The following is a 13,904-nucleotide window of genomic DNA, read 5'->3' as shown; positions in this document are numbered from 1 at the left end:
TGAAGGCGGAACAACGGGTTCCGCCTTTTGACCGGTTTGTTTTAATCTAACTGGGTGATGTCCAGTGAGGCACGATCGATAATACCGATGATTTTTTTGATCTGCGCATCGCTGGTATCACCATGATTAACCCGCAGATCCAGTACGGCCTTGAAGTTATCCAGCGCCCGTTTCATTTGCGGATTTTTACGTAATTCAAAACCCACACAACGCGCTTTAATGCGTTCGTGGATATGTTCCAGATGCTCACGGTTTTCATCAAGCCACTGCTGACCTTGCGTGGTGATCGTTATCTGTTTACGTCCGCTTTCTTCATCGTTGATGACAATCAGTTCCTGGTCCTGCAAAAAATCCAGCGTCGGATAAATCACGCCGGGGCTTGGTGTGTAATTACCCTGGGTCAGTGTTTCGATGGCTTTGATCAGTTCATAGCCGTGGCTGGCATCGCGGGTCAAAATATCCAGAATCACCAGGCGCAATTCGCCGTGGCCGAAAAAGCGCTGACGACGGCCGCCGCCGCCCCGGCCATGGCGATGTCCGCAGCCGTGCTCGTGGTGGTGCTCTTTGTTACAACCTTCGTGGCGATGTTCTTCACTTTTGCAGCACCCCTGATGGTGATGCTCGGTGTCATGGCCTTCGTGGTGATGCCCTTCACCTTTGCAGCATCCTTCGTGTTGGTGTTCTGCATTTTTGCAGCAACCTTCATGTTGGTTTTGCATCATCTTCTCCTGATGTTGTTTAGATATATCTAATTTATATCTAAAAACTGGTATTTTGCAACAGTGTTCTTTTTGTTTATTATAATATATTGATTTTTATAGTTTTTAATTCGGTGTTGTCGTTCTGATAAGCAGAGCGGGACTATATCAAAAAAAGTGCTTGCAATATTTGTAACTAGCAATCATTATCATTTAAAAATTAAATTAGATATATCGTATTATTTTCACGAAGGCGGAAAAATGACAAAAAATACCCCACGCTACCCACAGCGCGTTCGTAATGAACTGCGCTTTCGCGAACTCTCAGTCCTGCGCGTTGAACGCATAAGCGCGGGTTTTCAGCGTATCGTTCTTGGCGGTGACGCACTGGATGGCTTTAGCTCACGCGGTTTTGATGATCACTCCAAAGTCTTTTTTCCTGAACCGGGTACGCATTTTGTGCCGCCAGTGGTGACGGATGAGGGCATTGTCTGGGCAGAGGGAGTCCGTCCTGCATCCCGGGATTACACGCCGCTGTATGATGAAGCGCGTCATGAGCTGGCGCTGGATTTCTTCATTCATGACGGCGGCGTGGCGAGTACCTGGGCGATGAACGCCCGTGAAGGTGACAAGCTGACAATCGGTGGACCACGCGGTTCTCTGGTGGTACCAGAAGACTATGCGTATCAGGTTTACGTGTGTGATGAGTCGGGAATGCCTGCTCTGCGCCGCCGCCTGGAAGCGCTGAGTCGTTTAGCGGTGCGTCCAGAGGTGATTGCACTGGTGAGCGTGCAGGATGCAGCCTGCCAGGATTATCTTTCCCACCTCGACGGGTTTGCTATCCAGTGGTTTGTCGGTCACAACGAGCAGGCGGTGAACGACGTGCTGGCGCAACTAAATGTACCTGCAGAAGATTATTTCATCTGGATAACAGGCGAAGGAAAAGTGGTGAAAAACCTGAGTGCCCGCTTTGAAACCGAGGAGTTCGATCAGCAACTGGTACGTGCAGCTGCTTACTGGCACCAACGCAAAGCCGCTGATCAATAATTAGACGGAGGAACGCCAAAGGCCTGGCGAAACGCGTAGCTAAATGCCGCGGTGCTCGAATAACCCACGTCGAGTGCGGCGGCGGTCACGCTTTTATTTTTCTTAAGCATTAATACGGATTCCAGAATCCGCATTTTTTGCTTCCAGACGCTGAAAGGTAATCCCGTTTCTTTTTTGAAATGGCGCGAAAATGTGCGAGGCGACATGCCGAGATGCTGCGCCCAGTACTCTAACGAATGCTCCAGCGCGGGGGATTCCTGTATTGTCCGGCAGATTTTTGTTAATTCGCGATCCTGTGGCCAGGGTAATACAAAGGCAACTTCCGGTAACTGCAAAATAATATCGACCAATACGCTGACCAGCTTCCCTTCTTTTGACTGACGATCGTAATGGCCCGAAATTAAGTTGGTCGCGTAATGAATAAACTCTCGGGCGAAATCACTGATGGCGACCACTTTACACTCATCAATACGTTTCTCCAGAAAGTCCGGTTTAATATCCAGATTCTCTAAATGAACATCATCCAGCGCCCATACCGCATGTTCAATATTATGAGGGATCCAGATTCCATAATGCGCGGGGATTATCCAGCATTTGCCGGCGACATCAATACGCATGCTTCCCTTGCGGGCAAAATGAAACTGGGTAAAAGAGTGTGAGTGCTGCGGTACATGGTTATTCGCTTCAAGGACATATGAGCGAAAGTAAACATCCTGCGGCAGTTCTGCCATTGAGTCATCCGGGAAGGAATTCCACTGTTTCTGCTTGATGGTTTCCATAAAGAAATACGTAATGCTCCCGGTTATGTGGCCTCTACTCGATAGATCTTGTCCGCAAATCATAATACATACACTCTGTTTTCCATAATAATCTTGCCTAAGAATTATTAGCCCACTTTTGGTAAAGACCATGGACACGCTTTGTTCAGATGCTGTAATCGTAAATGAAACAAATGATAATTGGACGCGGATGGGGAAAGAGCTGCTCCAGCAGGCTGATATCCAGATCAATGGTTCGCGTGCCTGGGATATTCAACTTCATCATGCCGGTTTCTTTAAACGGGTACTGCAACAAGGTTCTTTAGGGCTTGGCGAAAGCTATATGGAAGGCTGGTGGGACTGCGAACGGCTCGATATTCTGTTCTGCAAGATCCTCAAAGCAAAACTCGATCAAAAAATGCCGGGCAATCTGAAAGATATTTTACGCATTGCCAGTGCACGCCTTTTTAATTTGCAGTCGCGCAGCCGGGCCTGGATTGTCGGCAAAGAGCATTATGATATTGGTAATGATCTCTTCGCCCTGATGCTTGATCCATACATGCAATATTCCTGTGGCTACTGGAAAGATGCGACCTCATTAGAGGATGCGCAAAATGCAAAATTAAAAATGATCTGCGAGAAGTTGCAACTGAAGCCGGGGATGCGTTTACTGGATATCGGTTGCGGATGGGGTGGCCTGGCAGAATATGCAGCGCGCCATTATGGCGTGGCGGTAGAGGGTGTCACCATCTCGAAAGAGCAACAGAAAATGGCGCAGCAGCGCTGTGACGGGCTGGATGTCACCATTCTGCTTCAGGACTATCGTGACCTTGATAAGCACTACGATCGTATTGTCTCCGTGGGGATGTTCGAACATGTGGGGCCGAAAAACTACGATACCTATTTCAGTATCGCTGACCGCTGTTTAAAACCTGATGGCCTCTTTCTGCTTCACACCATTGGCAGCAATAAAAAAGGGATGAGTGTAGATCCGTGGATCAATAAATATATTTTCCCGAACGGATGTTTACCGGCGATATCGCATATTGCCGAGGCCAGTGAGTCGCGGTTTGTGATGGAGGACTGGCATAACTTCGGTAGTGATTATGATAAAACGCTGATGGCCTGGCACCAGCGTTTTAATCAGGCATGGCCAGAGTTGTCTTCACATTACTCCGCCACTTTTAGAAGAATGTTCAATTACTATTTATGCGCATGCGCCGGAGCTTTCCGCGCCCGAGACATTGAGCTTTGGCAGGTACTGTTTAGCCGTGGCGTCGAGGGCGGTATTCGCGTTTATCGCTAATAGGGTTAGTAGAGAGATTCATGCGAACTCGTGCCAACGCCTGTCGCATTTATCGAGAACATTTGATTCCTGAATCGAGTTCCGCTCACCGTAAAGCGCGCCCTGAGCCAGCATTCATGCTGGCTCTCCTGGCCTTACGGAAACGCGTCGGCAATTTTCAGCCGGCCCCGCCACACCTCACCACCTGAGTTTTTTTAAGGACTATTTGAGAGCATTCTCTGCCAGCGCTTTAAACACCATCGCGACAGCATGTGCGCCGGGGTCCATATTACCGAGCAGGCTTTCGCTATTGAGGTAAGACGCGCGACCCGCGTTGGCTTTGCTCGACAGACAAGTGCGTTCTGCGCCAGCTTGTGCAGCCTCAAAAGCAGCTTGCAGGTTTTGCGGTTGTGCCAACAGAGAGGTTAGTGCGGGCTGCAACGCATCAATCATCGTGCGATCGCCTTCATCCGCGCCACCGTAAAACTTCATCTGAGCCAGACCCGTATTCAGCGCTTCGGCAACCTCAGCACCTTGTTCCAGTTTCTGCCCGGCTGCGGTAAAGAAGATGGACATCAGCACGCCGCTGGAACCTCCCATAACCACAGTCAGACGCTCCCCAATCAACGCGAACAGCGTGGCCAGATCAGCAAGCGGTAGTTGCTTACGCTGTAGCTGGTCGGCAATTTCACGTGCGCCTGCCGCAAAGGTTGAACCGGTATCACCATCACCCACTTTGGCATCCAGCGCGTTGAGATGTGCTTCCAGGCCGGAAAGCGTCCCGGTGACCTGTTCAATGATTCCGGCTACCAGCGCGTTCTCTGAAGGCTGGAATTCCACGCGTGCACTGCGCTGAGATGATGGCACGGTAGTGATTTCACGTGGTGGTACGGGGGTTGGCCAACTGGTGGTTTCCACCTCGGTTAACAGCGCTTTTTCGATGCTCTCTTCCAGCACGATGGCCGTCAGCGAAAAGCCTTTCATATCCAGAGCTGTGACCAGCGAGGCTGGGCCAATCAGCCAGTCGATGCGCGAGTGCAGTGGGCTGGTTGCCAGTTCGTGGGTCAGAATAGCCATTTCCGCAATCGACACGCCGCCGAGGTTATTAATCATCACTGCCAGGCGACCGGTTTCAGGCAGCACGGCAATCAGCTTATCTACCATCAGATTGACAATCTGCGCACTGTTTTGGGTGGAGATCACGGATGCGCCCGGCTCACCGTGAATACCCATTCCCAGTTCTGCATGCCCCGAATGATGACGTGGTGCAGTCTCGGTTTCCTGCGGCAGATGACAACTGGAGAGCGCAACACCAAGGCTGAAGGTGTTGTTTGCCGCATATTGCGCTTCACGCAGGACGGTGGCGAGGTTATAGCCGCGCTCGGCAAAATAGCCGGCAATTTTATGTACCAGAATAGTCCCGGCGATACCGCGAGGATGTTTGTTATCCGGCAGCGAAATGTCATCACCGACGATCAGCATCTCGACGTTATAGCCAAGCCGACGGGCTTTCTCTGCCGCAAGACCAAAGTTAAGACGGTCGCCAGTGTAATTCTTAACGATCAACAGGCAACCTGCGTCACCGGTTACCGCCTGAATGGCTGTCAGTACCGCATCCACGCTTGGCGAAGCAAATACGTCGCCACAGACAGCTGCGGTTAACATGCCCTTGCCGATAAACCCGACATGAGCGGGTTCGTGCCCTGAGCCACCGCCGGAGATCACTGCCACGTTATTTTTATTGAGGTCGCGACGTACCACGATACGAATGGCTGGATCGCTCTCCAGACGTGCCAGGTTGTTCCACGGGCTGGAGATGATCGTACCGTCGATAACGTCGTTTACGAGATGGTTGCGCTGATTAAAAAAGAATTGAGACATAACGGCTCCTGGAGATTAAGAGTAAAACAAACCCCCGGATGCATTGACATGGTGCGGAGGCGATGGAGAGATTTTGGCTGAGTCAGTGCGGAAAAAAACACATGCAAAATGAGTTTCATTACGGAACATGAATGTTCTTTTTTGTTCCAAAATGGAACGTAACTGTACGAAAAAATTACACAATGCGAACCCGAACAACTTTTTTCTCTTTGTATTAGAGAGGGTAATACGTCGCAGGATGCTATTTTCGGATGGTTACGACGGTGGTGGAGAGGAAATGCAAAACCTGATTTTAGTTACCCGCGCGGCATTGGCGCTAAATGAGCGGATCGGGATCGCAAACCTTATTAATTTCAGGGTTAATCGTTCCAATATGGAACGTCAGTCATTTTTATCTGTTTCATATCAGAACAAAAAGACGAAAGATTTTTTTGTTCACGCCTCGCCATACAGTTATTGCATCGCTCCGGTACCCCTTCGTTTTGCTATCTACATCAGGCTAAACAGGTGAACGCCAGGGCTCATCATGTAAAAACATGTACTTATTTGAGGATGAAAGGAATGCTAAAAGTTATTCAATCTCCAGCCAAATATCTCCAGGGTCCTGACGCTTCTATCTTATTTGGTCAATACGCTAAAAATCTGGCGGACAGCTTTTTCGTGATTGCAGATGACTTCGTGATGAAGCTGGCGGGGGAGAAAGTGCTCAACGGCCTGCACAGCCACGACATTAGCTGTCATGCGGAACGCTTTAATGGTGAATGCAGCCATGTGGAAATTAATCGTCTGATTGCCATTTTGAAACAACATGGCTGCCGTGGCGTTGTGGGGATTGGCGGCGGGAAAACGCTGGATACAGCCAAAGCGATTGGCTATTACCAGAAGCTGCCGGTGGTGGTGATTCCGACTATTGCCTCTACTGATGCACCAACCAGTGCGCTGTCCGTTATCTATACTGAAGCCGGTGAGTTTGAAGAGTATCTGATCTACCCGAAAAACCCGGATATGGTGGTGATGGATACGGCGATTATCGCCAGGGCGCCGGTGCGTCTGCTGGTTGCCGGAATGGGCGATGCGCTTTCAACCTGGTTTGAAGCGAAAGCCTGTTACGATGCCAGAGCGACCAGCATGGCGGGCGGGCAGTCCACGGCAGCGGCACTGAGCCTGGCACGCCTGTGCTATGATACGTTGCTGGCAGAAGGCGAAAAGGCACGCTGTGCAGCGCAGGCTGGCGTGGTGACGGATGCACTGGAGCGTATCGTGGAAGCGAATACTTATCTCAGCGGCATCGGCTTTGAAAGCAGCGGTCTCGCGGGCGCACATGCGATCCATAACGGCTTCACGATTCTGGAAGAGTGCCACCATTTGTACCATGGTGAAAAAGTTGCGTTTGGTACGCTGGCACAACTGGTCCTGCAAAATAGCCCAATGGAAGAGATAGAAACCGTGCTGGATTTCTGCCAGAAAGTTGGCCTGCCGGTCACGCTGGCGCAAATGGGCGTAAAAGAAGGCATCGACGACAAGATTCATGCCGTTGCCAAAGCGACCTGTGCGGAAGGTGAAACCATTCACAATATGCCGTTCCCGGTGACACCAGAAAGTGTTCATGCCGCTATTCTGACGGCGGACCTGCTGGGGCAGCAGTGGCTGGCACGTTAATCAGGCGCCGGTAAGCCTCTTTCCGGCATCTTTTCTCCCCTCTGACAGTCTCTGCCGGAGGGGTTGTCTATGGTAAAACAGCGGAAATGGATATGACGGCGCACACTCAGGACATCGGGAAGGAAGTCTCTTCGGTCATCGCCCAGTCATGGCATCGTTGCAGCAAGTTTATGCAGCGTGAAACGTGGCAGGCGCCGCATCAGGCGCAGGGACTGACTTTTGAGTCGATTTGTCGACGTAAGACTGCGCTGCTGACGATAGGTCAGGCTGCGCTGGAAGATGCCTGGGAGTTTATGGACGGACGTCCCTGCGCGCTGCTTATTCTGGATGAGTCTGCCTGTATTCTGAGCCGTTGCGGCGATCCACAGACGGTAGAACAACTGGCGGAACTTGGGTTTCTGGATGGTAGCTACTGTGCTGAGAGCATCATTGGCAGCTGTGCATTGTCGCTGGCGACAATGCCAGGACAACCGACAAAAACCAGCGGGGATCAGCACTTTAAACAGGCGTTGCATCCGTGGTCATTTTGCTCAACGCCGGTGTTTGATAACCACGGGCGACTGTTTGGCTCGATTTCGCTTTGCTGCCTGGTAGAGCATGAATCCATTTCTGATTTATCGCTGACGCTGGCGATTGCCAGGGAAGTCGGTAATTCTTTGCTGACCGACAGCCTGTTAGCCGAATCTAACCGACATCTCAATCAGATGTACGGATTGCTGGAGAGTATGGATGACGGCGTGATGGCCTGGAACGAGCAGGGCGTACTGCAGTTTCTCAATGCACGCGCCGCCATGCTGTTGCATCTGGACGCTCAGGCCAGCCAGGGGAAAAACATTAATGACCTGGTCAATTTACCCACCCTGCTGCGTCGTGCGATTAAACATGCCCGCGGCCTGAATCACGTCGAAGTCACCTTTGAGAGTCAGCATCAGTTTGTTGATGCGGTCATTACCCTGAAGCCGATTGTAGAAGAACAGGGCAACAGCTTTATTTTGCTGTTGCATCCGGTTGAGCAAATGCGTCAATTGATGACCAGTCAACTGGGCAAGGTTAGCCATACTTTTGAACAGATGTCGACGGATGATCCGGAAACCCGGCGTTTGATTCATTTTGGTCGCCAGGCGGCCAGGGGAAGTTTCCCGATCCTGTTGTGCGGTGAAGAGGGGGTGGGTAAAGAGCTTCTCAGTCAGGCCATTCACAATGAAAGCGAACGTGCCAGCGGCCCTTATATTGCCGTGAACTGCCAGTTGTATGCCAATAGCGTACTGGGGCAGGACTTTACGGGCAGTGCACCAACCGATGATGAAAATGGTCGACTGAGTCGCCTCGAACTGGCGAACGGTGGCACGCTGTTTCTGGAAAAAATTGAGTATCTGGCGCCGGAGCTACAATCTGCTCTGTTACAGGTGATCAAGCAGGGGGTGTTGACTCGCCTCGATGCCCGTCGGTTGATCCCGGTTGATGTGAAAGTGATCGCCACTACCACGGTAGATCTTGCGAATCTGGTGGAGCAAAACCGCTTTAGCCGCCAGCTGTATTACGCACTACACTCCTTTGAGATTGTTATTCCACCGCTGCGGGCGCGGCGTAACAGTATTCCGGCACTGATTCATACGCGCCTTAACAGCCTGAAGAAACGCTTTTCATCCAGTCTGAAACTGGACGACGACGCGCTGGCACAACTGGTAGCTTATTCGTGGCCGGGCAATGACTTCGAGCTAAACAGCATTATCGAGAATATCGCCATCAGCAGCGATAACGGCCATATTCGCCTGAGCAATCTGCCTGATTATCTGTTTGCCGAACGTCCAGGTCTGGAGGCCGCATCGTCGCTGCTTCCTGCCAGCCTGACGTTTACCGCCATCGAAAAAGAGGCGATCATCCACGCTGCTCGTGTTACCAGTGGGCGTGTGCAGGAGATGTCGCAACTGCTGAACATTGGGCGTACCACGCTGTGGCGCAAGATGAAACAGTACGACATCGATGCCAGCCAGTTTAAACGCAAACATCTGGAGTAGTTTCTTCAATTCTGGCCATTGAGAAGAGTGCATCCGATAAGCGATTGATGTAACGCTTAAGCTCTCCGCGTACGGCAATTGTTCTGTCCATTGCTGTGAGAATACGCTCCAGTCGTCGTGTCAGCGTTCGCGCAACGTGCAATTGCGCAGATGCCAGATTTCTCCCTGGAGTCACAAACTCTTTAAGCGGGCCACTTTGCGCCATATTGCGGTCAATCAGTTGCTCCAGTGTCTGAATATCCCCTTCGCCAATGGTCTGTTTTAAACGGGAAAGACCTTTTTCATCACTGGCTAGCTCGGCGCCCAGCACAAACAGTGTTTTCTGGATGGCGTGTAGATCCTGCTGTAGCTCTGTTTGCCGGGTCGTAGCGTAGCAGACGCCAAGCTGGGAAATCAGCTCATCTACGGTGCCGTAGGCATTAACGCGGATATCATCTTTGTCGATACGACTGCCGCCAAACAACGCGGTAGTGCCCTTATCGCCGGTTCGGGTATAGATGCGATACATTTATGTTATCTCACTGAAGGGAAGAACTTTGACCAGTTGACCGGCGTTGGCGCCAAGGGTGCGAACCTGTTCGATTCCGGCAGCGATATGCCCACAGACCAGCGCACGATCCTCGGGTAACTGGGCATGGGTTAAGGCAATATCCCCCGTCACGCTGAGGCCGAGACCAACGCGCAGCGCCGAGCTTTTTGCTGCCCGTTTGCTGAGCGCCAACGCGCTCTCATTCTCGTCGTAACTGATGGCCTTGCAGGGGACGCCTTGCTCTTCCAGTCCCCAGCACAGCTCATCAAGCACGCGAGTATCCTGCCAGCGCGAGTGATAAAAAAGATGCACACCTGGAGATGAAAGTGACATTGCGTCCCCCCTTTTTCAGTCAGAACGCCTGGCGGAAGATTTCGGCAACCTCTTTCTCATTCCCTTTACGCGGGTTCGAGAACGCGTTGCCGTCTTTCAGCGCCATTTCCGCCATATACGGGAAATCTTCTTCTTTTACGCCAAGCTCGCGCAGATGCTGCGGAATCCCGATATCGGCAGAGAGGCGGGCAATCGCATGAATCGCCAGTTCAGCGGCGTCCATGGTGGACAGGCCATCTGTGTTCTCGCCCATAAAACCGGCGATATCAGCGAATTTTTCCGGGTTGGCAATCAGGTTATAACGCGCCACGTGTGGCAGCAGAACAGCATTTGCCACGCCGTGCGGCATGTCATACAGGCCACCTAGCTGGTGTGCCATGGCATGCACGTAGCCGAGGTTGGCGTTGTTAAAGGCCATACCCGCCAGCAGAGAGGCATAGGCCATATTTTCGCGGGCTTTCAGGTTGCTGCCCAGCGCGACGGCCTGACGTAAATTACGGGCGATCAGGCGAATCGCCTGGATAGCAGCGGCATCGGTGACCGGGTTGGCATCTTTTGAAATATACGCCTCAACGGCGTGAGTCAATGCATCCATCCCGGTGGCGGCGGTGAGTGGTGCAGGCTTTCCGAGCATCAGCAGTGGATCATTAATAGAGACAGACGGCAGGTTGCGCCAGCTGACAATAACGAATTTCACTTTTGTTTTGGTGTTAGTCAGCACGCAGTGGCGGGTCACTTCGCTGGCGGTACCGGCGGTGGTATTGACCGCAACGATTGGAGGCAGCGGGTTGGTCAGTGTTTCAATTCCGGCGTAGCTGTAGAGATCGCCTTCATGAGTGGCTGCGATGCCAATGCCTTTACCGCAGTCATGCGGGCTACCGCCACCGACGGTGACGATAATATCGCACTGCTCTTTACGAAAAACTGCCAGGCCATCACGTACGTTGGTGTCTTTAGGATTCGGCTCGACGCCATCAAAAACCACTACCTCAATACCGGCTTCACGCAGATGGCTGAGGGTTTTATCTACCGCACCGTCTTTAATTGCCCGCAGGCCTTTATCAGTAACCAGCAGTGCTTTTTTCCCACCCAGTAGTTTGCAGCGTTCGCCGACGACGGAAATAGCATTAGGGCCAAAAAAGTTCACATTTGGCACCAGGTAATCAAACATACGATAGCTCATAATATACCTTCTTAAGTTTAATTTATAATTCAGAGAAGCAATTCAGTGCGCTTTGGGCTAATAACATATCCTGTTCAACAGTGCCGCCACTGACGCCGACAGCACCGATTGTTTTTCCGTTTGATATGACAGGCAAGCCGCCGCCAAAAATAACTATTCGCTGTTGGTTGGTTAGCTGTAAACCATATAGAGAAGTACCAGGTTGTACCACATCAGTAATTTCGTGAGTACCTTGTCGCAGGCAGCAGGCGGTATACGCTTTATTGAGAGAAATGTCACAACTGGTGATAAACGCCTCGTCCATACGTTGCATCAGCAGCGCATTTCCGCCGTGATCAACAACAGAAAAGACTACCGGAACGTTGATTTCATGCGCTTTCGCCTCGACTGTGGCTGCCATTTTCTTTGCTGCCGCCAGTGTGATGGTGGCGATTGGTTGGGTCTTATTCACATTATCTCCTGACAAGATTGTAGGGCTGAGGTCGCGAAAAATATTGTGCGTCAGCTATTTTTTTTAGTGGGTTTTCTTTATTCTCGCGCTGCGTGTTATTAAGTCAATAGGGTGAGGTTTTCTAAAAAATTAAGTTTATTTACTGCTTTTGGCATTTGTTGATAATGATCATTTAACCCTGTCACAATTCGCTGTGAATATTTAAGATAGCCGTTTCAATGTGGAACGGAGAAGTTTAATTACGTACCAAATTGGAACGAAATTAATTTAATTTTTTTATTGGTCTGCTCATTTAAAGTTCGGCTATTGCTGATGAAAGGCGATTGCCGGGGATTTAATCCTCCGGCGATCTGGCCCAGCGTCTCTATTCTTTATCTTTTGAGTCTATAAATTATGAGAAGATCAAAACGATTCGAAGCCCTTGCCCGGCGGCCTGTAAACCAGGATGGGCTTATTGGCGAATGGCCGGAAGAAGGGCTAATCGCCATGGAAAGCCCCTACGATCCGGCGTCGTCGGTGAAGGTGGAAAATGGTCGTATTGTTGAGCTGGACGGCAAGAGCCGCGCGCAGTTCGACATGATTGACCGTTTTATTGCCGACTATGCCATTAATGTCTCCCGGACAGAGCAAGCGATGCAGCTCGATGCGCTGGACATAGCCAGAATGCTGGTGGATATCCACGTCAGTCGGGAAGAGATCATTGCGATTACCACCGCAATCACCCCGGCGAAGGCGGTGGAAGTGATGGCGCAAATGAACGTGGTGGAGATGATGATGGCGCTGCAAAAAATGCGTGCCAGACGGACTCCCTCAAACCAGTGCCACGTCACCAACCTGAAAGATAATCCGGTCCAGATTGCCGCCGACGCTGCCGAGGCGGGGATCCGTGGCTTTTCCGAACAGGAAACGACAGTGGGTATCGCTCGCTATGCGCCGTTTAACGCACTGGCGCTACTGGTTGGCTCACAGTGTGGTCGCCCTGGCGTGCTTACGCAATGTTCTGTTGAAGAAGCCACGGAGTTGGAACTGGGGATGCGTGGATTCACCAGTTACGCCGAAACGGTATCGGTATACGGGACTGAGTCGGTGTTTACCGATGGCGATGATACCCCATGGTCAAAAGCCTTTCTCGCCTCGGCTTATGCTTCTCGCGGACTGAAAATGCGCTATACCTCCGGTACCGGATCTGAAGCGCTGATGGGTTATTCAGAAAGTAAATCAATGCTCTATCTCGAGTCGCGCTGCATTTTTATCACCAAGGGAGCGGGCGTTCAGGGGCTGCAAAACGGTGCGGTTAGTTGTATCGGGATGACCGGCGCGGTGCCGTCGGGGATCCGCGCGGTGCTGGCGGAAAACCTGATTGCCTCGATGCTCGACCTTGAAGTGGCATCAGCGAATGACCAGACCTTCTCGCACTCCGATATTCGTCGCACTGCGCGCACCTTGATGCAGATGTTGCCCGGCACCGACTTTATCTTCTCCGGCTACAGCGCAGTACCGAACTACGACAACATGTTTGCCGGGTCGAACTTTGACGCCGAAGACTTCGATGATTACAACATTCTGCAGCGCGATCTGATGGTTGACGGTGGTCTGCGTCCGGTCACTGAAGAGGAAACCATCGCTATCCGTAATAAAGCCGCCCGCGCCATTCAGGCGGTATTCCGCGAGCTGGGCCTGCCGCTGATTAGTGATGAGGAAGTTGAAGCCGCGACCTATGCCCACGGCAGCAAAGATATGCCTGCGCGCAATGTCGTGGAAGATCTGGCAGCGGTGGAAGAGATGATGAAGCGCAATATTACCGGGCTGGATATTGTTGGGGCATTAAGCGCCAGTGGCTTTGAAGATATCGCCAGCAATATTCTCAATATGTTGAGACAGCGTGTCACCGGCGATTACCTGCAAACATCTGCCATTCTTGACCGTCAGTTCGATGTGGTTAGCGCCGTCAACGATATCAATGATTATCAGGGGCCTGGCACCGGCTATCGCATTTCCGCTGAACGCTGGGCGGAAATTAAAAACATTGCGGGCGTGGTTCAGCCCAACTCCATTGAATAAG

13 protein-coding genes are annotated in these 13,904 nt (G+C 51.4%); 6 read left to right on the top strand and 7 right to left on the bottom strand.

The genetic code is table 11. The features are described 5' to 3' along the window. Positions 1 to 41: 41 nt before the first annotated feature. Positions 42 to 722 (bottom strand): PadR family transcriptional regulator, encoded by a 681-nt coding sequence (locus tag OGX98_RS11365; protein WP_167493935.1) that lies wholly within the window; start codon positions 720 to 722, stop codon positions 42 to 44. A 237-nt stretch (positions 723 to 959) separates the two neighbouring features. Between OGX98_RS11365 and OGX98_RS11360 the strand changes: the two genes are divergently transcribed. Then, positions 960 to 1,745 (top strand): siderophore-interacting protein, encoded by a 786-nt coding sequence (locus OGX98_RS11360; protein WP_286595309.1) that lies wholly within the window; start codon positions 960 to 962, stop codon positions 1,743 to 1,745. Here OGX98_RS11360 and OGX98_RS11355 read toward each other — a convergent pair. After that, complete coding sequence (locus OGX98_RS11355; RefSeq protein WP_045447824.1) at positions 1,739 to 2,587, bottom strand: helix-turn-helix domain-containing protein; 849 nt, start codon at positions 2,585 to 2,587, stop codon at positions 1,739 to 1,741. The genes OGX98_RS11360 and OGX98_RS11355 overlap by 7 nt on opposite strands. Before the next feature lie 67 nt (positions 2,588 to 2,654). On the opposite strand from OGX98_RS11355, the gene cfa reads away from it, so the two are divergent. Continuing rightward, on the top strand, positions 2,655 to 3,809 hold the full coding sequence (cfa, locus tag OGX98_RS11350; RefSeq protein WP_045447821.1) for a cyclopropane fatty acyl phospholipid synthase: 1,155 nt from the start codon (positions 2,655 to 2,657) through the stop codon (positions 3,807 to 3,809). 201 nt (positions 3,810 to 4,010) lie between these two features. On the opposite strand, the gene OGX98_RS11345 is transcribed toward cfa, so the two are convergent. Then, complete coding sequence (locus OGX98_RS11345; protein ID WP_045447818.1) at positions 4,011 to 5,669, bottom strand: glycerone kinase; 1,659 nt, start codon at positions 5,667 to 5,669, stop codon at positions 4,011 to 4,013. Between the two features lie 277 nt (positions 5,670 to 5,946). Here OGX98_RS11345 and OGX98_RS11340 point away from each other — a divergent pair, with 277 nt between their 5' ends. From OGX98_RS11340 to dhaR, 3 genes are all read left to right on the top strand, one after another. Then, positions 5,947 to 6,180 carry a hypothetical protein gene (locus OGX98_RS11340; protein WP_045449793.1) on the top strand — a complete coding sequence of 78 codons (234 nt, stop codon included), beginning with the start codon at positions 5,947 to 5,949 and terminating at the stop codon, positions 6,178 to 6,180. A gap of 50 nt (positions 6,181 to 6,230) precedes the next feature. Continuing rightward, positions 6,231 to 7,328, top strand: coding sequence for a glycerol dehydrogenase (locus OGX98_RS11335; RefSeq protein ID WP_045447815.1), 1,098 nt, complete (start codon positions 6,231 to 6,233; stop codon positions 7,326 to 7,328). Between the two features lie 92 nt (positions 7,329 to 7,420). After that, positions 7,421 to 9,346, top strand: a complete 1,926-nt coding sequence (gene dhaR, locus OGX98_RS11330; RefSeq protein WP_045449791.1) for a dihydroxyacetone kinase operon transcriptional regulator DhaR — start codon at positions 7,421 to 7,423, stop codon at positions 9,344 to 9,346. On the opposite strand, the gene OGX98_RS11325 is transcribed toward dhaR, so the two are convergent. From OGX98_RS11325 to OGX98_RS11310, 4 genes are read right to left on the bottom strand one after another with little or no spacing between them, the layout of a single operon-like run. Continuing rightward, complete coding sequence (locus OGX98_RS11325) at positions 9,324 to 9,854, bottom strand: cob(I)yrinic acid a,c-diamide adenosyltransferase (RefSeq protein ID WP_225761440.1); 531 nt, start codon at positions 9,852 to 9,854, stop codon at positions 9,324 to 9,326. The genes dhaR and OGX98_RS11325 overlap by 23 nt on opposite strands. After that, positions 9,855 to 10,208, bottom strand: a complete 354-nt coding sequence (locus OGX98_RS11320) for a glycerol dehydratase reactivase beta/small subunit family protein (RefSeq protein ID WP_045447809.1) — start codon at positions 10,206 to 10,208, stop codon at positions 9,855 to 9,857. It abuts the gene before it with no gap. Between the two features lie 19 nt (positions 10,209 to 10,227). Then, positions 10,228 to 11,391, bottom strand: a complete 1,164-nt coding sequence (gene dhaT / locus OGX98_RS11315; RefSeq protein ID WP_045447806.1) for a 1,3-propanediol dehydrogenase — start codon at positions 11,389 to 11,391, stop codon at positions 10,228 to 10,230. Positions 11,392 to 11,413: 22 nt separating this feature from the next. Further along, positions 11,414 to 11,842, bottom strand: a complete 429-nt coding sequence (locus tag OGX98_RS11310; protein WP_045447799.1) for a GlcG/HbpS family heme-binding protein — start codon at positions 11,840 to 11,842, stop codon at positions 11,414 to 11,416. Positions 11,843 to 12,235: 393 nt separating this feature from the next. Between OGX98_RS11310 and OGX98_RS11305 the strand changes: the two genes are divergently transcribed. Next, on the top strand, positions 12,236 to 13,903 hold the full coding sequence (locus OGX98_RS11305) for a propanediol/glycerol family dehydratase large subunit (RefSeq protein WP_045447796.1): 1,668 nt from the start codon (positions 12,236 to 12,238) through the stop codon (positions 13,901 to 13,903). The last annotated feature ends 1 nt before the right edge of the window (position 13,904 follow it).

It is taken from the genome of Citrobacter sp. Cm046 (assembly GCF_030333065.1).
In the GTDB taxonomy this organism is placed as follows: Bacteria; Pseudomonadota; Gammaproteobacteria; order Enterobacterales; family Enterobacteriaceae; genus Citrobacter; species Citrobacter murliniae.
The sequence above is the reverse complement of the archived record's forward strand: the minus strand, read 5'-3'. Positions and strand labels throughout refer to the sequence as shown.